Genomic DNA, 19314 nt, shown 5'->3' on the forward strand with positions numbered 1-19314 from the left:
GTCAGGTTCCGTCGCTTATCAGGAAAATGGCGTACACGCTTTCGGTGTAGGTGATGGGGCCGGCTTCGATGGATTCGCGCGTGCCGGGCTCAGGCGCTGCGGCGTAGCCGTGACTGCCGGTCACCGAGATCCGGTCCAGGTTCTGGCCATCCTCGTCCAGCTGGGGCCACTGCCCGGCCTGGATGCCGTAGGCGAAATCCGGTGCCACATCGGAAATGCTGTACAGGCCGCGCAGCGACGTTCCATAGGCCTTGGCCAGGCCCTGCGCCGATTCACGGGTCTGGGCCGCTGCTTCAGTCTTCAGCGCGCGGCGCAGTGCAACCTCGCCCGAGTAGGTCGGGGCCATGCTGCTGACCTGTACATGCTCGTTGGCTTTCAGCGCGGCCAGCACGTCCTGCATCTGCTTCACGCTGGCAAAGCTGGCACGCAGCTGGCGCGACACGCGGGTACCAATGAACACCTGTCGGCTGTCCTCATAGCGCGTGGCGGGGCCGATGCGCAGGTTGTCCGCGCGCACGCTGCCGTCCACCGCCTTGTGCTGCTTGAACAGCGCCAGCGCGCGCGCCACGTTGTCCTGCACGCGGCGGCGCGCCGCATCGGCGTCCATGTCGGTCTCTTCGATGTTCAACTGCAGGCCGAAGCGGTCGGGCATCACCGTGCGGGTGCCCTGCCCCTTCACCAGCAGATGCGGCTGCGAGGGAATGGTATTGGCCTGCGCCCACGCGGACGGGGCCATCGTGGCCAGCAGCGACGACCACAGCAATGCGCTCAGCAGCTTCATGCGGTACTCCTTGTCTTGGGTCGGAACAGCGGAAGGTGCCGCGGCGCAGGCCACGGCACGGGGAAACTCACAGGCCCTTGGCGGCCTGGGCGACGGCGCGGAACAGCGCACGGCCCTTGTTCATCGTCTCGTCCCATTCCTTGTCCGGGTCCGAGTCGTAGACGATGCCGGCGCCGGCCTGCACGTACAGGCGGCCATCCTTGATGACCGCGGTGCGGATCGCGATCGCGGTATCGGCATCGCCGTGCCAGCCGATGTAGCCGATGCTGCCGGCGTAGACATTGCGCTTGATCGGTTCCAGTTCGCGGATCACTTCCAGCGCGCGGATCTTCGGCGCGCCGCTGACAGTGCCGGCCGGGAAGGTGGCACGCAGCACGTCGGCGTAGCTCAGGCCCGGCTGCAGCTGGCCGGTCACTTCGCTGACGATGTGCATGACGTGGCTGTAGCGTTCGATCACGAACTGCTCGCCCACTTCCACGGTGCCGGCCTTCGAAACACGGCCAGCATCATTGCGGCCCAGGTCGATCAGCATCAGGTGCTCGGCGCGTTCCTTCGGATCGGCCAGCAGCTCGGCTTCCAGCGCCAGGTCCTGTTCGACGGTGGCCCCGCGCGGGCGGGTGCCGGCGATCGGGCGCACGGTCACTTCGCCATCCTTCAGGCGCACCAGGATTTCCGGCGACGAACCGACCACCTGCAGGTCGCCCACATCCAGGAAATACATGTACGGCGACGGGTTCAGCGCACGCAGCGCGCGGTACACATCCACCGGGCGCGCCTTGAACGGCACGCTCAAGCGCTGGCTCAGCACTACCTGGAAGATGTCACCGGCGCGGATGTACTCCTTGCTGCGCTGGACCGCATCGACGAAGCCTTCGCGGGTGAAACCGGAAACGAAATCGGACTCGTCCAGCACATCGCTGTTCAGCGGTGCCGGGTAGCCCGCGCCCGGTGCGCGCAGCTTGGTGGTCAGCGCATCCAGGCGCGCCTGCGCCTGCTCGAACGCGCCGTCGACCCGCGGGTCGGCATGCACGATCAGGTACAGCCGGCCCTTCAGGTTGTCGAACACCGCCAGTTCGTTGGAATCCAGCAGCAGGATGTCCGGCGTGCCCAGCTCATCACGGCCGGCCGGCGGGGCCAGGCGCGGTTCGATGTAGCCGATGCATTCAAAGCCGAACCAGCCGACCAGGCCACCGGTGAAGCCCGGCAGGCCGTCCAGCTTGGGCACCGAGTGGGCGCTGCGCAGCGCCTCGACCTCGGCGAAGGGGTCGGCCACCTCGCGGGTATCCACCACCTGGCCATCCTCGCGCACGGTCAGGGTGTGGCCGTGGAAGGCGTACACGCGGCGTGCCGGCAGGCCGATGATCGAGTAACGACCAAAGCGCTCGCCGCCTTCGACGGATTCAAACAGGTAGGTATTGGGGCCGTCGGCGAGCTTCAGATAGACCGAAAGCGGCGTGTCCAGGTCGGACAGCACTTCGCGGACAACGGGGATATGGGTGTGGCCTTCAGCGGCCTGCTGCTGAAACTGAGCGTGCGAGTTCAAGACGACTTTCCTTCCGGGACACAGCGTTATGGGGGCGGACGACGGCAACGGGCCACCATCGCCACCAACGGCGTGCGGAAGAAAGGGTATGCGGGGTCGTCAGGCTGGACACCCGTTGACTGTAGCGCAGGTTCGGCGGCAGGGAAACCCTGCGGCCCTAGCCCATGCGTCGCGCAAGTTCCTGCGACTCCTGCACCTGCTGCTGGGCCAGACCGGCCTCCACAGACGCGGACCGGCTGGCCGTGACGGCATCGACCTGGGCCGTGCTGACGCTGAGGGGCTGGGCCATGCCCTGGGCCACCTCCACATGGGCATGGCGCCGGTGCGGGGCATTGAGGTCGGCGGTATCGACGGCGAAGGCCCGGGCGCGGTCGTCGCTGAGGACCACATGGGAAATGGTCTCGAGCCCTTCGCGCTTGGCCTGGGCCGCCAGCGCGCCGGCCAGCTGGTCGCTTTGCAGGTCGGGCACGCGGTTGTGGGCCCGGTCCAGGGCGTGGACGCCGGACTGGGCGCCGAGGAACAGCGGATTGGCCACATGGGAGGGGTGATCGATGCCGATCGCCTGCGCGCTGGGTCCCGTGGTCCGGCCACCCGCGGCAGGCACGATGCCCGGCTGTTGTTCGATCAGCTTGCGCGCGGCGGCCTCCTGCGTGATCAGCGCGGAATCCAGGCTGGGGATTACGGTCGGGTCCATGCCGTGGCGGGCGGTCGCCTCGCCGAAGGCTGCCCCGATGCCACGAATCACGCGGGCGGACTGGTCCAGGTTGTGCAGCTTCACCGCGACCATTGGCAGGTTTCCGCTGGGCAGATGCGTGGCGGCGGCCGCCTCAAGGCCAGCTTTTGCCCCGCCAACGGTGGCCAGGGCAACCGGTGCGGTCGCGGTAATGCCCCTCATGTGGGATGCCACCAGATCGTAGCCACGTTCCACATGGGCACCGGCCGTGGCAAAGCCGTTCTGCAGCTTGCCCGCCACCCACTGCCCATCATGGTTGATGGCGGCGGCCACGCGCTCGCCCGTCGCGCGAGCGCCCACAGCTTCGGCATGGGCCTGCTTTTTCGCGTGCTGCGCACGTTGCTCGCCGAGATCACGAATGGCGTCGCCCTGCCGGGACAGCCTGTCGGCCACGTTGTCCATGCCCACGCTGCCCGCTACCCACGACAGCGCGGACAGCCCACGGGCGCCGGCCTGCGACTGCACGCGATGCACCGTGGCTTCGATGCTGCCGGTCAGTTCACGCCCGGAAGCAATCACCGTGCTTGCCGCGCGCGTCCCCACCTGCAGGCTGGCCGAGCCCATGTTCACCACCTGGCCGATGGCCATGCCTTCGGTCTTCAGCACGCGCTCGACGCCATCGCCGGTTCTGTCCAGCACATGGGCAGTGACAGCGCCTGCCTTTTCCACCTGCTCGCCGATCAAGCGACCGTTGCGCATGCCATGTGCCGTGGCGTGCAGCACGGTGGACAGCGGGCCCGCCAGTTCGGCCACCTGGCTGGGCGCGGCCACCTGCGGGCGATCAATCAGCGCGCCCTGCGCATCGCGCGTCTTTGGCTCCAGCAGCAGCTCAAGACGCCCTGCCGCAAGCGGAATATCACGCAGCGCCTGCTGACCCGGCTGGGTCGCCAGCTGTTCGATGAACTGTGCAGCGGCGGTCTGCGCGCCCGGCGGCAGACTCTCGCGCAGCTGCTCACCGACAACCTTCTGCATGACCGGGTCCTTCAGCACCATGCCCAGCTCGTTGGCGAGCACACCATAGCCGCGGCGCTGATGCTCGCTCAGGCGGTGCATGCCGTTCTGCACATCATTCAGCACCTCACCCGTGGTCTGGTAGGTGTGCACGGTCTGCCCGGTGTCGAACGTCGGCAGGCCGTTGTCCTTGGCGTAACGCGATGCGGTTGCCGGATGCAGGCCAGCGGCGTTGAAGGTCGTGGCGCGCGCGCCGGTGACGGCGGAAGCGGCGGAGGCCATGCCGCCGCCGAGAGAGTGGCCGGCTATTTCGAAGCCGCCCGGGATCTGCTGATTCATGACAGATGCAAGGCGCATGGCGCGATCATAGTAATCGCTGCGCATGCCGATACCCTGCTGACCGTTGTTGAGGAAGTCCTCGCTCCCGGACTGGCGGCGGCCATCAGGTGAAGACGGATCAACAATTTCACCGGTGGAGCCTTTGTAGACGATTACCGGCTTGGCGTCCTCGCCCAGAACATGCTTGTCGGGAAGATATATTTCTGCCCGGAACCCCGAACGCGTGGGCTCCAACAGCTCTTTGAGGTCAGCGTCGGAGATATCAAACCCAGCCTTGCGAAGTGCAGCTGGATCGCTGCTTGCGCGCGTCCATCCTGCTGGCGGGGTCCCTTCATGCTTCGCAGACTGGTACACATCGGCCGCCAGCCCCGACATTTCGCGAGCGTGGTACGTTTCTTTTAGACGATCTGCCTCACCTTCATTTCCACTATCGCGCAACTGCTGGACGAGCAAGTTCTGCTCACGGACTACGCGGCCGCGCACCTCATTGTCCTGATCGCTCATGGCAAACTCCATTGCACTTTGAAATGCCGCTTGTTCTGCGGTAACTATGGATTACCAGAACCCTTTGCTACTGTCACGCCAGGAACGGACCAAAAGGGAAAAATGAACGTCACTCTTCACAATTTGACGACAAGATTCCTCGCAGGCGCGGCATGGATCACACTTTTTCTTGCAACGGGGTGCTCTGCGACCACGGCAACTTCTGCCCATGACGCTGAGGGTTACTTTGAAGGCAAGGCTTTACAGCTGGCGATTGCCGCCGAAGGCGGCGACTCCGATGCCATACGTCACCTTGTCAAAGACGAGGGCGTCGACCCGGACAAGACGTTTTCATCGCGCGACGGAATTCCCCTGATCGCATGGCCGCTGCGAGCCCGCAGCATCGAGGGACTGAAAGCCTTGCTCGATGCCGGTGCAGACCCCAACGCCCGCGAGTCGAAGGAGATGAACGGGGAGTTGATCAACTTCGACAACGCGATGGTCTACGCGGCAAAGATGGACGACCCGCGTTATCTGGATCTTCTACTGAAACACGGTGGCGATCCCAATACGCGGAACATCAACAATGAGACGTTGCTGCTGCAGGCGTTTCTCAGCGGAAATCAGTGGAAGAACGTGCAAGTTCTGGTCGAGAACGGGGCCGACATAAACGAATCCAACTTGAAGAGCCTTGGGAGCGACACCGTCCTGAGCTGGTACACAGGAAGAGGTGGGTTCGACTATGCCTACTGGCTGCTGGAGCACGGTGCAGATCCCACCATCTCCCAGCCTGTACAGGAAGGATCGGGTAAGACTGCCCGTCAGCTGATGGTCGAAGACATCTACTGGGAAATCACCACGCCCGACAACCTGCCGTGGCAGAAGAAGTGCCAGCAATGGTTGGCTGACCGCAACATCCCACGCCCGCCGATGCCCGAGCACATCCGCAGGAAGCGGGAGGCCTTCAATTTCCCGAGCAGGGAGGAAGACATCCCACTTCTGTAAGGACAGATGAAATGGACTCTCGCTTTCGTAATCCCATCTTCGGTTCCGCCGTATTGGCGGCAGCGTTGACTCTGCTTTCAGCATGCACGTCGCAGTCGATGCATGGCGCTGAGGGTTACTTTGAAGGCAAGGCTTTACAGCTGGCGATTGCCGCCGAAGGCGGCGACTCCGATGCCATACGTCACCTTGTCAAAGACGAGGGCGTCGACCCGGACAAGACGTTTTCATCGCGCGACGGAATTCCCCTGATCGCATGGCCGCTGCGAGCCCGCAGCATCGAGGGACTGAAAGCCTTGCTCGATGCCGGTGCAGACCCCAATGCCCGCGAGTCCAAGCAGATGAACGGGCAGTTGATCAACTTCGACAACGCGATGGTCTACGCGGCGAAGATGGACGACGCGCGCTATCTGGATCTTCTGCTTAAGCATGGCGGAAATCCCGATACGCGCAACGTCAACAATGAGACGCTTCTCTACCAGGCGTTCATCAGCGGAAATCAATGGAAGAATGTCCAGACGCTGGTGAAAAACGGCGCAGATGTAAATGAATCCAATCGCCGCAGCTTGGGTGACGACACCGTCCTGAGCTGGTACACAGGAAGAGGTGGATTCGACTATGCCTACTGGCTGCTGGAGCACGGAGCAGATCCCACCATCTCCCAACCTGTCCAGGAAGGATCGGGCAAGACTGCGCGTCAGCTGATGGTCGAAGACATCTACTGGGAAATCACCACGCCCGACAACCTGCCGTGGCAGAAGAAGTGCCAGCAATGGTTGGCTGACCGCAACATCCCACGCCCGCCGATGCCCGAGCACATCCGCAGAAAGCGGGAGGCCTTCAAGTTCCCCAGCCGGGAACAAGACATCCCCCTGCTGTAGCCCGTAGCTCAAGCCCCGGAAAGCAGCTCGCAGCCAGCCGGCAGGTGCATGCGCACCCGGCCCGGCACGCAGTCGATACGGAAGCGGCGGGCCTGCACCGGCTCGCCGTCCAGGTTCAAGGTCAGCGCCTGCGGGGCCTCGATCTGCAACCACGGCAACTGTGCGCGCGTTGCCACGCGCTCCAGCGCGGCTTCCTTGCCACCGGTCAGCATCTGGCCGATCGTGGCGGCCACCTCGCCTTCCAGTTCGGGCACCACGGTCACGTCCAGCAGGCCGTCATCGATCAATGCCTGCGGGCACAGCTGCTGGCCGCCACCGGCCTGGCGGCCATTGCCGATGCCCAGGGCGATGAAGCCGCCTTCCCATGCGAAATCCGGGCCGGACAGGCGCGCGGTGATCGGCTCGATGCGGCCCAGTTTGGCGATGCCGGTGATGACGTAGGCCAGCCCACCCAGCATCTTTTTCAAACCTGCATCGGTTTCCACGGTCACCTGGGTGCCGAAGCCACCGCTGGCCAGGTTGGCGCACCACCAGGTCCGCCCGTCGGCGTCCACGCGCAGCAGGTCCACAGCGCGCGCGCGGGCCTGCCCGATCAATGCAAAGGCCTGCTGGGGTTCGGTGGGAATGCCGGCGGAAGTGGCGAAATCATTGGCCGTGCCCATCGGCACCAGCGCCAGCGAGGGCAGCGCCTCGGCCGGTTCATCGCGGTGGGCCAGGGTTTCGGCCACGGCGCTGAGCGTGCCATCGCCGCCGGCGGCCACGATCACGTCCACGCCGTGGTCGATGGCCTCGGCCACGTAACGCTCGGCGTCGCCCTCTTCCCAGGTCACCCGCACTTCCAGCTGTACGCCCTGCTGCCGCCAATGGCCGACGGCACTGCGCAGGTCGTCGTCGCCTGCGGATTTGCCGTTGAGGATCAGGCGCCAGCGCGGGGTGCTCATGCAGTGCTTCCGGGAGGGGGGTGGCACAGGCTAGCAACGCCGCGTTTGCCCGCGGTGAATGTCATTCAGGTGTCATGGATGGCCCGGAGAATGGAAGGCCATAGCAGGGATGATGGATGGAGGCAGGATCAGCCTCCCACGCATGCAGCGAAGCCGCGCCGGGGGTTGGCGCGGCTTTTTTTTTCAGGCTCGAGCAGTGCGAACCAAGGTTCGCACCTACCGGGTGGCGGTTCGCACCCACCACACCCGGGTTGAGGCGCCGGCCCGGTAGAGCCACGCCATGCGTGGCTGCCCTACGCATCAACCGTTGGCGAAATCGTGCAGGGCCTGGCCCTGCAGCCGGTACACGGTCCACTCGTCCTGCGGCTTTGCGCCGGCGGCGGTGTAGAACGCGATGGCCGGGGTGTTCCAGTCCAGTACCGACCATTCGAAACGACCGCAGCCTTCGGCCACGGCCTGGCGCGCGATGTACTTCAGCAGTGCCTTGCCGGCACCGCCGCCGCGCTTTTCCGGGCTGATGTACAGGTCTTCCAGGTAGATGCCCTTGCGGCCCAGCCAGGTGGAATAGTTGTAGAAGTACACCGCGTAGCCGATGGCTTCGCCGTCGGCTTCACAGATCAGCGCGCGGGCGCTGGCATCGGCGCCGAACAGGCTCTCGGCAATGCCGATCTCATCGGTCTGCACCGCGTGCTCGGCCTTCTCGTAGATGGCCAGTTCGCGGATGAAGCGCAGGATCAGGCCGGCGTCGGCCACGGTGGCCGCGCGGATGTTCAACACGGCCGCCGTGCCCATGGCTCAGCCCCGCGCCGCAGCGACATTCGCGCGCATCTGCGCGATCACGTCCTGGTAGCTGGTCTTGGCGTTGAAGATGGCCGAACCGGCAACGAAGGTGTCGGCGCCGGCGGCGGCGATCGCACCGATGTTGTCGGCCTTCACGCCACCGTCGATCTCCAGGCGGATGTCCTTGCCGCTGGCATCGATCTTCCGGCGCACCACGCGCAGCTTGTCCAGCGCCGAGGGAATGAAGGCCTGGCCGCCGAAGCCCGGGTTGACCGACATCAGCAGCACCAGGTCAAGGTCATCCAGCACCCAATCCAGGATGTCCACCGGGGTAGCCGGGTTCAGCACGATGCCCGGCTTGCAGCGCAGCGAGCGGATCAGCTGGATGGTGCGGTGCACGTGGCGGCTCGCTTCCGGGTGGAAGCTGATGTAGGTGGCACCGGCCTCGGCGAAATCGGGAATGATGCGGTCCACCGGCTCGACCATCAGGTGCACGTCGATCGGCGCGGTGACGCCGTGCTTGCGCAGCGCCTGGCAGACCATCGGGCCGATGGTCAGGTTCGGCACGTAGTGGTTGTCCATCACATCGAAATGGACCCAGTCCGCACCGGCGGCCAGGACGTTGTCCACTTCCTCGCCCAGGCGGGCGAAATCGGCGGACAGGATGGACGGGGCGATGAGGCAGTTGGACATGGCCGGGGCCTTGGGCACGAGGGGAAAGGGGTTCAGCGCTTGCGCAGGGTCTTGATGCGGTCGTAGGCGGCATTGATGCGCCGCGACTTCTGTTCGGCCTGCTGCTGCAGCTCGGGGGCGGCGCCACCCAGCTTGTCGGGGTGGTACTGGGAAATCAGCTTGCGGTAGGCGCGCTCGATCTCGGCGTCGGTGGCCTCGGAGGTCAGCCCCAGCTCCCGGTACGGGTTTTCCTTGTTCAGGCGGAACCAGTCGCTGTCGAAGGCGTGGCCCAGCAGCAGGCCCACCACCGCCCCGAACAGCGGATTGGGCCGGAACAGCAGGGCCCCGGCGATGAATCCGAGCAGTTTTCCGTACCAGCGCATGGCGTTCCGGGGGTGACCGACGAAATGGACGATCATTTTACGTCACAGCGGGCCCGGACCGCTTTACACTAGGCCGCCCGCTGGTCAGCGGGCCCGCCGGGTCCGTTGGGCAGCCGTATCGACAAAGCCCCAGGAGTGCCCGTGCCGACCACGCTGTTGCAATCCGATCTCCCCGGCCTGCCCTTGCGCCATCGCGGCAAGGTGCGTGATGTGTTCGATATTCCGCGCGAGCGGCTGCCGGCAGGGACCCCGCCGGGCGATTACCTGCTGATGGTGGCCACCGATCGCCTGTCGGCGTTCGACGTGGTGCTGCCCGACCCGATTCCGGGCAAGGGCGAGATGCTCTGCCAGGTGTCCAATTTCTGGTTCGCCAAGACCGCGCACCTGATGCCCAACCACCTGACCGGCATCGATGTGGCCAGCGTGCTGCCCGAGGGTGTGGACCCGGCCCTGTATGCCAAGCGCGCGGTGGTGACCCGCAAGCTGAAGCCGGTGCCGGTGGAAGCGATCGCCCGCGGCTACCTGATCGGCAGCGGCTGGAAGGACTACCAGCGCACCGGCAAGGTGAGCGGCATCGACCTGCCCGACGGCCTGCGCCAGGCCGAGCAGCTGCCCGAACCGATCTTCACCCCTTCGACCAAGGCCGCCGTGGGCGACCATGACGAGAACATCGATTTCGATGCGATGGTCAAGCAGGTGGGTGCGGACCTGGCCGAGCGCGTGCGCGATGCCACCCTGCGCATCTACAAGTTCGCCGCCGATTACGCCCGCGAACGCGGCATCATCCTGGCCGATACCAAGTTCGAGTTCGGTACCGATGCCGATGGCCGTCTGTACATCATGGACGAGATGCTGACCCCGGATTCCTCGCGTTACTGGCCGGCCGACGAGTACGAAGTGGGCACCAGCCCGCCGAGCTACGACAAGCAGTTCGTGCGCGATTACCTGGAGACGCTGGACTGGGGCAAGACCGCCCCGGGCCCGACCATCCCGGCCGAGATCATCGAGCGCACCCGCGCCAAGTACGCCGAGGCGCTGCAGCGCCTGGCCGGCATCAGCGTCGACTGATGCCCCTGCGCCCCCGGCCCGCGCGGCTGGGGGCGTTCCGGTAGAGTCGACCGTTGGTCGACTGCTCTCCGTTCAAACCGCGGAAATCGCCGCGCTGCGCGCGATAGTCGACCAACGGTCGACTCTACCCGGTCGGTCCGACCCCGTCGTTTCCACACAGTCGGCCCCACCCGGTCGCCCCCACCATTCCACGCCCCCCATCACCGCGCGGCGCTGCGGGAGTATGCTGGCCGCATGCAGACCACCACCCAGCTTGCACGCCCCGTCGATCGCTACTTCGCCAGCTATTCCGACGACCACCAGAACCCGATCAACCAGGCCATCCATGTGGTCGCCGTACCGGCTATCCTGTGGTCGGTGGTGGCCCTGCTGTGGTGCGTGCCGCCGCTGATCACCTGGTTCCAGTACGGCATCTGGGCGGCGTTTGCGATGTTCAGCGCCTGGTGCTTCTACAACAAGCTGTCGCGCCCCCTGGGCATCGGCATGCTCATCCAGTTCTTCGTGTTCGGCTGCCTGTGCCGCCTGCTGGAAGCCGAAATCGGCCTGCATGCGCTGCGCTGGCTGGCGCTGGGCGTGTTCGTGGTGGCCTGGATCGCCCAGTTCATCGGCCACAAGTTCGAGGGCCGCAAGCCCAGCTTCCTGACCGATCTGACCTACCTGCTGATCGGCCCGGCCTGGGTGATGGCCAAGCTGTACCGCAAGCTGGACTGGCGCTACTGATCGCCGGGCGGCTTTCCTGAACGGGGCCGCGCGCTCACTGTGGCTGTACGCCGTGCCTGCCACGCTGCCGGCCAGGCCGTGGCTGATCCCATCCGTTGCCGACCCACGTGAACCCGCAGCCCCTGCGGTGCAGGGCCTGCGCCCTTCCGTGCGCGGGCGTAGGGGCCGATTCGGCAAAGCCGCCACACGTACCCGGCAAGGCCGCAAACGCCCCATATTGCGCTGCAAAAAACATGAATACCGCACGTTACATGCTGTTTGTCGCCGTTACATGGGTTTCGGCGACATTTGACTGACTGTTAGACTCACTGACCTGCTCGTGAATCATGGATTCCCTGCATGCTCCCCAGCCTGCCCCTGCTGCTGGCCCTGCCGTTCCTGATGGCAGCGGCCGTTGCCGCCTTCCCCCGTAGTTCGCGCACCACTGCTGCCTGGCTGGCGGCGCTGGCGCCGTTGGGCGGGCTGGCCATTCTTGGCTGGCTGACCCCAGCGGTGATGGATGGCCAGGTGGTGCGCAGCGTGGTGCCCTGGCTGCCGCAGATCGGGCTGGACTTCGCCCTGCGCCTGGATGGGCTGGCCTGGATGTTCGCCGGCATGGTGCTGGGCATCGGCGCGCTGGTGGTGCTGTATGCGCGCTACTACCTGAGCAGCCAGGACAACGCCCACCGCTTCTACTGCTACCTGCTGCTGTTCATGGGCGCCATGCTGGGCATGGTGATCTCCGGCAACCTGCTGTTGCTGATGATCTTCTGGGAAATGACCAGCATCAGCTCGTTCCTGCTGATCGGCTTCTGGTCACACCGGCAGGACGCCCGCGAGGGCGCGCGCATGGCGCTGGTGATCACCGGTGGCGGTGGCCTGGCCCTGCTTGGTGGCGTGCTGCTGATCGGCCGCATCGTCGGCAGCTTCGACCTGGACGCGGTGCTGGCCGCCGGCGAGCAGATCCGCGCCAGTGCGCTGTACCCGTATGCGCTGTTCCTGGTGCTGGCCGGCATCTTCACCAAGAGCGCGCAGTTCCCGTTCCATTTCTGGCTGCCGCACGCGATGGCCGCCCCCACCCCGGTGTCGGCGTACCTGCATTCGGCCACCATGGTGAAGGCCGGCGTGTTCCTGCTGGCGCGCCTGCACCCGGCGCTGGCCGGCAGCGATCTGTTCTTCTATACGGTCAGTGGCATTGGTGCGCTCACCCTGCTGATCGGCGCCTGGAACGCGATCTTCCAGCACGATCTGAAGGGCCTGCTGGCCTATTCGACCATTTCCCACCTGGGCCTGATCACCCTGCTGTTCGGCCTGTCCACGCCGATGGCGGTGGTGGCCGGCGTGTTCCATATCCTCAACCACGCCACGTTCAAGGCGTCGTTGTTCATGGCCGCCGGCATCATCGACCACGAGACCGGCACCCGCGACATGCGCCGCCTGGGCGGCCTGCGCAGGTTGATGCCGTTCACCAGTGCGCTGGCCATCATTGCCTCGCTGGCGATGGCCGGCATTCCGCTGCTCAATGGCTTCCTGTCCAAGGAAATGCTGTTTGCCGAGGCGCTCACCGCTGGCGGCCCGGGCACCATGCGCATGGCGGTGTCGATCGCCGCGCTGCTGGCCGGCGTGTTCGGCGTGGCCTACAGCCTGCGCTTCGTGCACGACACCTTCTTCGGCGACGGCCCGCACGACCTGGACCACGTGCCGCATGAGCCGCCGCGCTGGATGAAGGTGCCGGTGGAGATCCTGGTGGTGATCTGCGTGGCGGTGGGCATTGCCCCGGCGCTGACCATCGCCCCGGTGCTGCACGCCGGTGCGGCGGCCATCCTGGGCCCGGCCATGCCCGACTACAGCCTGTCGGTCTGGCATGGGTTCAACCTGCCGCTGGCGATGAGCGCGGTGGGCGTGGTGGGCGGCGTGGCGCTGTACTTCGGCCTGCGCAGGCTGATCAACCTGCACGGCGTGCAGAACACCGCCACCGGCCGCAACGTGTTCCATGCGCAGCTGGATGCGCTTTCCGCGCTGGCCATGCGCCTGACCAACGGCATTGCCAACGGCAGCCTGCAGCGCATGCTGCTGGGCTTGGTGCTGGTGGCGGTGGTGGTGGGCGCGGCGCCGTTCGTGGCCAACCCGGGCTCGCCCAGTTGGACCAAGCCGCAGCCCATTCCGCTGCTGGGCTGGGCGCTGTGGCTGGTGATGATGGGCTGCGCGGTGGCCACCCTGCGCATCTACAAGCAGCGCCTGCTGGCGGTGCTGCTGGTGGGCGGCGTGGGCCTGATGGTCGCGCTGACCTTCGTGTTCCTGTCCGCACCGGACCTGGCCCTGACCCAGCTGCTGGTGGAGATGGTGACCCTGGTGCTGATGCTGCTGGGCATGAACTACCTGCCTGCACAATCCGGCCCCGAGCGGCCGCGCTGGCGCAAGCGGCGCGATGCGGTGATCGCCATCATCGCCGGTGCCGGCCTGGGTGCGCTGGCCTACACCGCCATGACCCTGCCGCCGAACACCATGGCCGGCGAAATGCTGGCGCGCTCGCTGCCCGAGGCCTACGGCCAGAACGTGGTGAACGTGATCCTGGTGGACTTCCGCGGTTTCGATACCTTCGGCGAGATCACCGTGTTCGGCATCGCCGCGCTGGTGGTGCACGCCCTGCTGCGGCGTACCCGCATGGCGCCGGAACAGATCATGCCGGGCCCGCCGATCAAGCTGCCGGTGCCGGCCGACCTGGCCCAGATCATGTTCCCGCTCACCCTGACGGTGTCGATCTTCCTGTTCCTGCGCGGCCACAACGCGCCCGGCGGCGGCTTCATTGCCGGCCTGGTGCTGGCGGTGCCGCTGCTGATCCAGTACGTGATCCAGGGCTCGGCGTCGGTGGAATCGCGCTTCGGCTTCGACTACATCCGCTGCATCGGTGCCGGCCTGCTGATCGCCCTGCTCAGCGGCTGCGCCTCCATGTTGTTCGGCGTGCCGTTCCTGACCAGCGGGCATATCGACCTGCACCTGCCGCTGATTGGCGAGGTGCCGCTGGCCAGCGCGATCGGTTTCGATATCGGCGTGTACCTGGTGGTGTTCGGCGGCGCCATGCTGATGCTGTCGATGATGGGCACGATCAAACCCTCGCGCACCCGCACTGCGCGCAAGGGCGAGATCGATCTGCAACGCCGTTCGGCCCTGACCGGGGAGATGCACTGATGGAACTGGCCTTGGCCACCGCGATCGGCGTACTGACCGCCATCGGTATCTACCTGCTGCTGCGCGCGCGCAGCTTCGATGTGATCCTGGGCATGACCTTCCTGTCCTACGCCACCAACCTGCTGATCTTCGCCGGTGGTCGCGTGGTGCAGGGCAAGGCGCCGGTGCTGCAGGAAGGCATGGACAGCCACCTGGGCAACTACACCGACCCGCTGCCACAGGCGCTGGTGCTGACGGCCATCGTGATCGCCTTTGCGATGACCGCGGTCAGCATCGTGCTGGCCATGCGCAGCCGCAGCGACAACCACAGTGACCATGTGGACGCCCACGAACCCGATGACGACGCACCGCCGCGCCGGGGCGAGGACCAGGCATGAACCATCTGGTGATCCTGCCGATCCTGGTTCCGCTGCTGGGCGCTGCGCTTTCGTTGTTCGTCGAACACCGCCGCTACGGCCCGAAGGTGCAGCGCGCGGTCGCGTGGACCGCACTGGGCGCGCTGGCGCTGGTGGTGGGCCTGCTGTTTGCCGCCACCGCCGGCGGTGATATCCAGGTCTATCTGCTGGGCGACTGGCCGGCGCGGCTGGGCATCGCGCTGGTGGCCGACCGACTGTCGGCGTGGATGCTGCTGACCACCCTGCTGCTGGCCATTCCCTGCCTGCTGCATGCGTGCTCGGGCTGGGACCGGCGCGCACCGCACTTCCATGCGCTGTTCCAGTTCCAGCTGGTGGGCCTGAACGGTGCGTTCCTGACCGGCGACATCTTCAATCTGTTCGTGTTCTTCGAGGTGATGCTGATCGCCTCCTACGGTTTGCTGCTGAGTGGCGGCCGCGGCCTGCGCATGCGCATCGGCCTGCACTACGTGGTGTTCAACGTCACCGCTTCCACCCTGTTCCTGATTGCCCTGGGCCTGCTGTACGCCTCGCTGGGCTCGCTGAACATGGCCGAGCTGTCGCAGCGCATCGCGCAGGTGCCGCCGGCGCAGCTGACCCTGGTGAAGGCCACCATGGGCCTGTTGCTGCTGGTGTTCTGCGCCAAGGCCGCGCTGATGCCGCTGTACCTGTGGCTGCCCGAGGCATATTCGCGCGCGCCGGCAGCGGTGGCCGCACTGTTTGCGATCATGACCAAGGTCGGCCTGTACGCGGTGCTGCGCATCCAGATGCTGTGGTTCGGTGAGGATGCCGGAGCGATGGCCGGCTACGGCCGCGAGTGGCTGCTGTGGGCCGGCGTGGCCACCCTGGTGCTGGGTGGCCTGGGCGCATTGGCCGCCACCCGCCTACGCGTGCTGATCTCCTACCTGGTGATCGTCTCGGCGGCCACGCTGTTCATTGCCTTTGCGGTGGGCACGCCGCGGGTGCTGTCCGCCGGCCTGTACTACCTGCCGCACAGCAGCTTCGTGGCCGCAGCACTGTTCCTGGTGGCCGATCTGATCCGGCGCCGCCGCGGCGGTGCCAGCGATCGCAAGGAAGTGGTGGCGCCGATGCCGGGCAAGGAAACGCCGGCGGTGCTGTTCCTGATCGGCGCGGTGTCGGTGGCCGGCCTGCCGCCGCTGTCCGGCTTCCTGGCCAAGGCCGCACTGCTGGCCGGCATGCCGGCGCAGTACACCGGCGTGGTGTGGACGGCGGTGCTGGTCAGCAGCCTGCTGGTGATCATGGGCCTGACCCGCGGTGGCATCCGCCTGTTCTGGCGCGTGCCGGCACCGGACCCGGCGCTGCCTCCGCCGCGCAAGGCGCCGCTGCGCCGCGTCGAGCTGTATGCCGCCTGCCTGCTGCTGGCCTATGGCATCGCCATGACCCTGGGCGCTGCCCCGCTGATGCGCCACACCGATGCCATCGCTGCGCAGCTGCTGCAGCCGGGCGAGTACGTGCAGCAACTGCGTGCGACCACGCCGGAGATCCGCCAGCCATGAACGCGCAGCGCTCGTTGTTCCGCCGCATCATCCCTTCGCCCGCCCTGAGCATCATGGTGGTGGCGTTCTGGGTGCTGATGTCCGACAGCTTCACCCTGGGCCAGATCGTGCTGGGCCTGGTGCTGGGCGTGGTGGTACCACTGTTCGCCGCGCGCCTGGACCGCGAATTCGCCCGCATCGGCACGCTGCGGCCGGTGCCCAAGCTGCTGTTCGTCACCCTGTGGGACATCCTGGTGTCCAACATCCGGGTGGCGATCCAGGTGCTGGGGCCGGAGAAGAACATCCACCCCGGTTTCATCTGGTTGCCGCTGGATATCGCCAACATCCACGGCATCGCCGCGCTGACCAGCATGATCACCCTGACCCCCGGCACGGTGTCGGCTGCGTTGAGCGACGACCGCCGTTTCCTGCTGGTGCACGTGCTGCACCTGGACGACCCGCAGGAGCTGATCGACACGATCAAGCGCCGTTACGAAGCCCCGTTGATGGAGATCTTCCCATGACTGGATTCCAGATCATCCAGACCACCCTGGTGGTGTGCATGCACGTGGTCGGCCTGGCCATGCTGCTGGCTACCTGGCGCCTGCTGCGCGGGCCCACCGTGCCCGACCGCATCCTGGCGCTGGACACCCTGTCGGTGACCGCCATCGCCGAACTGATGCTGTTCGGCATGTACCTGAACTCGGCCATCTACTTCGAAGCGGCGCTGGTGATCGCCATGCTGGGCTTCGGCAGCACGGTGGTGCTGAGCAAGTTCGTGCTGCGGCGGGACATCGTCGAATGATCACCTTCATCCAGATTGCGCTGTCGGTGCTGCTGCTGTTCGGCTGCTTCTTCATCCTGGTGGGCGCGCTGGGGCTGGTGAAGCTGTCCACCTTCTTCAAGCGCCTGCATGCGCCGACCAAGGCCAGCACGCTGGGCGTGGGCTGCGTGCTGGTGTGTTCGGTGTGCTACCACATCTTCCTGGGCCAGGACCCGCAGCCGCGCGAGCTGCTGATTACCGTGTTCCTGTTCATCACCGCGCCGATCAGCGCGCACCTGATGGCCAAGGCCGCGCTGTCGCTGCTGATGGAAACCCGGCCCAGCCTGCCGGGCAACGAACGCGCCGCCGAAGAGCAGTTGCCGCCGCCGGAACCGGAGCGGGAAGAGGAAACCACCGCGCGTTGAGGGTGGGTGCGGTGGGTGCGGTAGGTGCCGACCGTTGGTCGGCACGGTTCGATGGTGGGTACCGACCGTTGCCCGGCACGGTCCTGGATCACGCGCTGGTCAAGGCGATCTCCAACCCCACCCACGCCACGAACGCGCCCAGCAGGATCGCACCTTCCACGCGGCTGATCTTCAGATCGCCGCGCAGCATCGGGTACAGCACCAGGGCGAAAGCCAGCAGCGCCGGCAGTTCCAGGCGCACGAACGAGGCCGGCAGGGCCAGCGGCTGCAGCAGGCCCATCGCGCCGATCACCAGCAGCAGGTTCACCACGCTGGAACCCAGCACGTGGCCCAGCACCATGTCGCCGTGGCCACGACGCGCGGCGGCGATGGCTACGGCCACCTCCGGCAGTGCGGTGCCGATTGCCACCGGCAGCAGGCCCACCAGCAACGGGGACCAGCCCAGGGCGGTGCCGAAGTCCGCCGCCGCACCAACCACCAGGCGCGCGCCCCAGTACAGTGTCAGCGCGGCGATCAGCACCCGCAGCACGTTCAACGGCAGGCTGGTGCGGCTGAGCGCCGATTCGGCGATGACCGCCTGCACCTCAGGGCCTTCCAGGCGCCCACGGCGCAGCAGCACGGCCTGCACGACGACGAAGCCGGCTACCAGAACAGCGGCCTCCCAGCGCTGCAGGCCACCATCCAGGCCGAACACGATCAGCAGCAGCGCAGCGGCCAGCAGTGACCACCACAGCACAGTCTGCAGGCGCGCGCGCAGCAGCAAGGGCGCGGCAATGGCGGCCACGGCCAGGGTCAGGCCCAGGTTGGCGATGCTGCTGCCCACCGCGTTGCCCAGCGCCAGTTCCGGCTGGCCGACCAGCAGCGCGCGCGCGTTGACCGCCAGCTCCGGCAGCGAAGTGGCCACGCCCAACAACAGCAGGCCAGCGGTGAAGGCACTGGCGCCGAAGCGCTGGGCCAGGCCGGAGACGGCCTTGACGATGGAGTCCCCACCCAGGGCCAGCAACAGCAGGCCAAGCAGGAACCAGGCAATGGCTATGACGATCATCGAGCACTCCCCAGCGGTCGTGGCGCGATTCTACGCGCGGCGCCCCGTCACCGGGGCGCCGCGGATCAAGGTTCAGCCGCAGCCTTCGGCGTAATCCACCTGCGGCGTCTTGCCCACCCGCCAGCCGCCCACCTTGCCGTCGGCGCCCAGCGCGAAGTCGACCACCGCCCCGCCCTCCTGCGCCGGGCGCACCCGCAGGTGCTGGGCCTTGTCGTCGTACTTGTCCGGCACCACGTCGCCGCGATCCGGGTACAGGGTCTGCAGCTCGCCCAGGGTCATGCCCACCCGGCCACCGCCGGGGGCCACGATGGTGCTGCTGCGCACGTCGTAGCGCACCAGCGTGCGGCCTTCGATCATCAGGCGCGGGTCTTCGGCATCCTGCGGGCGCAGGAAGTAGCAGCCGTCATTGCTGTCATCGGCCGGCAGCGGCTTGCCGGCGGCATCGGTGCCTAGTCCCTGCAGGGGGCTGCCATAGCCGCTGCGCACCTCGGCAATGCCGGCGCCCAGCATCACGCCGCCAAAGCCGTCCAGCCGCGCCGGGCTGTCACTGCGCGGGTCCACCGGCGAAGCCGTGGCCAGGTCGGCATCGGCGGGCACCGAGGCGTCCTTGGCCGGAGCGGTGGCGGCAGGCTCGGAAGGTGCGGCCGGCTCCGGCGTGCGGTTGCAGGCGGCCAGCGACAACAGCAGCAGGCCAGCCAGGGGCAGGTGTTTCATGGGTGGTTTCCTGGGCAAGGTGTGCAGGCACGCT

At 66.6% G+C, this 19314-nt stretch carries 19 protein-coding genes; 10 read left to right on the forward strand and 9 right to left on the reverse strand.

Annotated elements, in window-relative coordinates; translation table 11 throughout:
* Position 1: 1 nt before the first annotated feature.
* The 3 genes from C1931_RS18520 to C1931_RS18530 all read right to left on the reverse strand — a co-directional run bounded on the left by C1931_RS18520 (position 2) and on the right by C1931_RS18530 (position 4851).
* Positions 2 to 781 carry an SIMPL domain-containing protein gene (locus C1931_RS18520; RefSeq protein WP_108757374.1) on the reverse strand — a complete coding sequence of 260 codons (780 nt, stop codon included), beginning with the start codon at positions 779 to 781 and terminating at the stop codon, positions 2 to 4.
* 67 nt (positions 782 to 848) lie between these two features.
* Positions 849 to 2324, reverse strand: a complete 1476-nt coding sequence (trpE, locus tag C1931_RS18525) for an anthranilate synthase component I (protein ID WP_108757375.1) — start codon at positions 2322 to 2324, stop codon at positions 849 to 851.
* Between the two features lie 157 nt (positions 2325 to 2481).
* The gene (locus tag C1931_RS18530; protein WP_234412844.1) at positions 2482 to 4851 is read right to left on the reverse strand and encodes an XVIPCD domain-containing protein; all 2370 of its coding nucleotides are present in this window, start codon (positions 4849 to 4851) and stop codon (positions 2482 to 2484) included.
* A 102-nt stretch (positions 4852 to 4953) separates the two neighbouring features.
* Here C1931_RS18530 and C1931_RS18535 point away from each other — a divergent pair, with 102 nt between their 5' ends.
* Together C1931_RS18535 and C1931_RS18540 are read left to right on the forward strand one after the other, a co-directional pair.
* The gene (locus C1931_RS18535; RefSeq protein WP_234412697.1) at positions 4954 to 5835 is read left to right on the forward strand and encodes an ankyrin repeat domain-containing protein; all 882 of its coding nucleotides are present in this window, start codon (positions 4954 to 4956) and stop codon (positions 5833 to 5835) included.
* An 11-nt stretch (positions 5836 to 5846) separates the two neighbouring features.
* Positions 5847 to 6713 carry an ankyrin repeat domain-containing protein gene (locus C1931_RS18540; RefSeq protein WP_108757377.1) on the forward strand — a complete coding sequence of 289 codons (867 nt, stop codon included), beginning with the start codon at positions 5847 to 5849 and terminating at the stop codon, positions 6711 to 6713.
* An 8-nt stretch (positions 6714 to 6721) separates the two neighbouring features.
* Here the strand turns inward: C1931_RS18540 and yegS are convergent, their stop codons facing one another.
* From yegS to C1931_RS18560, 4 genes are all read right to left on the reverse strand, one after another.
* Complete coding sequence (gene yegS / locus C1931_RS18545) at positions 6722 to 7654, reverse strand: lipid kinase YegS (RefSeq protein WP_108757378.1); 933 nt, start codon at positions 7652 to 7654, stop codon at positions 6722 to 6724.
* A gap of 300 nt (positions 7655 to 7954) precedes the next feature.
* A complete protein-coding gene (locus C1931_RS18550; RefSeq protein ID WP_108757379.1) occupies positions 7955 to 8446 on the reverse strand; it encodes a GNAT family N-acetyltransferase in 492 nt (163 codons plus the stop codon).
* 3 nt (positions 8447 to 8449) lie between these two features.
* Positions 8450 to 9127, reverse strand: a complete 678-nt coding sequence (gene rpe, locus C1931_RS18555) for a ribulose-phosphate 3-epimerase (protein ID WP_108757808.1) — start codon at positions 9125 to 9127, stop codon at positions 8450 to 8452.
* A gap of 32 nt (positions 9128 to 9159) precedes the next feature.
* Positions 9160 to 9489 (reverse strand): DnaJ domain-containing protein, encoded by a 330-nt coding sequence (locus C1931_RS18560; protein ID WP_107232903.1) that lies wholly within the window; start codon positions 9487 to 9489, stop codon positions 9160 to 9162.
* Between the two features lie 141 nt (positions 9490 to 9630).
* Here C1931_RS18560 and C1931_RS18565 point away from each other — a divergent pair, with 141 nt between their 5' ends.
* From C1931_RS18565 to C1931_RS18600, 8 genes are all read left to right on the forward strand, one after another.
* Positions 9631 to 10557, forward strand: a complete 927-nt coding sequence (locus C1931_RS18565; RefSeq protein ID WP_029379835.1) for a phosphoribosylaminoimidazolesuccinocarboxamide synthase — start codon at positions 9631 to 9633, stop codon at positions 10555 to 10557.
* 234 nt (positions 10558 to 10791) lie between these two features.
* On the forward strand, positions 10792 to 11277 hold the full coding sequence (locus C1931_RS18570; RefSeq protein WP_108757380.1) for an Mpo1-like protein: 486 nt from the start codon (positions 10792 to 10794) through the stop codon (positions 11275 to 11277).
* Between the two features lie 339 nt (positions 11278 to 11616).
* Positions 11617 to 14445: a monovalent cation/H+ antiporter subunit A gene (locus tag C1931_RS18575; protein ID WP_108757381.1), complete on the forward strand. Its 2829-nt coding sequence runs from the start codon at positions 11617 to 11619 to the stop codon at positions 14443 to 14445.
* Entirely contained in the window at positions 14445 to 14822 is a 378-nt protein-coding gene (locus C1931_RS18580; RefSeq protein ID WP_108754400.1) for a Na+/H+ antiporter subunit C, read from the forward strand. The genes C1931_RS18575 and C1931_RS18580 overlap by 1 nt, the downstream gene beginning before the upstream one ends.
* Positions 14819 to 16354: a monovalent cation/H+ antiporter subunit D gene (locus C1931_RS18585; RefSeq protein WP_108757382.1), complete on the forward strand. Its 1536-nt coding sequence runs from the start codon at positions 14819 to 14821 to the stop codon at positions 16352 to 16354. Before C1931_RS18580 ends, C1931_RS18585 begins: the two co-directional genes overlap by 4 nt.
* Positions 16351 to 16857 (forward strand): Na+/H+ antiporter subunit E, encoded by a 507-nt coding sequence (locus C1931_RS18590; RefSeq protein WP_108751103.1) that lies wholly within the window; start codon positions 16351 to 16353, stop codon positions 16855 to 16857. Before C1931_RS18585 ends, C1931_RS18590 begins: the two co-directional genes overlap by 4 nt.
* A complete protein-coding gene (locus C1931_RS18595) occupies positions 16854 to 17138 on the forward strand; it encodes a K+/H+ antiporter subunit F (protein ID WP_006399171.1) in 285 nt (94 codons plus the stop codon). The genes C1931_RS18590 and C1931_RS18595 overlap by 4 nt, the downstream gene beginning before the upstream one ends.
* A complete protein-coding gene (locus C1931_RS18600; RefSeq protein WP_108751104.1) occupies positions 17135 to 17521 on the forward strand; it encodes a Na+/H+ antiporter subunit G in 387 nt (128 codons plus the stop codon). Before C1931_RS18595 ends, C1931_RS18600 begins: the two co-directional genes overlap by 4 nt.
* Positions 17522 to 17609: 88 nt before the next feature.
* On the opposite strand, the gene C1931_RS18605 is transcribed toward C1931_RS18600, so the two are convergent.
* A complete protein-coding gene (locus tag C1931_RS18605) occupies positions 17610 to 18566 on the reverse strand; it encodes a sodium:calcium antiporter (RefSeq protein ID WP_108757383.1) in 957 nt (318 codons plus the stop codon).
* Positions 18567 to 18638: 72 nt separating this feature from the next.
* Positions 18639 to 19280, reverse strand: coding sequence for a hypothetical protein (locus C1931_RS18610; protein ID WP_108757384.1), 642 nt, complete (start codon positions 19278 to 19280; stop codon positions 18639 to 18641).
* Positions 19281 to 19314 lie beyond the last annotated feature (34 nt).

Source organism: Stenotrophomonas sp. YAU14A_MKIMI4_1 (assembly GCF_003086855.1).
Lineage (GTDB): Bacteria > Pseudomonadota > Gammaproteobacteria > Xanthomonadales > Xanthomonadaceae > Stenotrophomonas.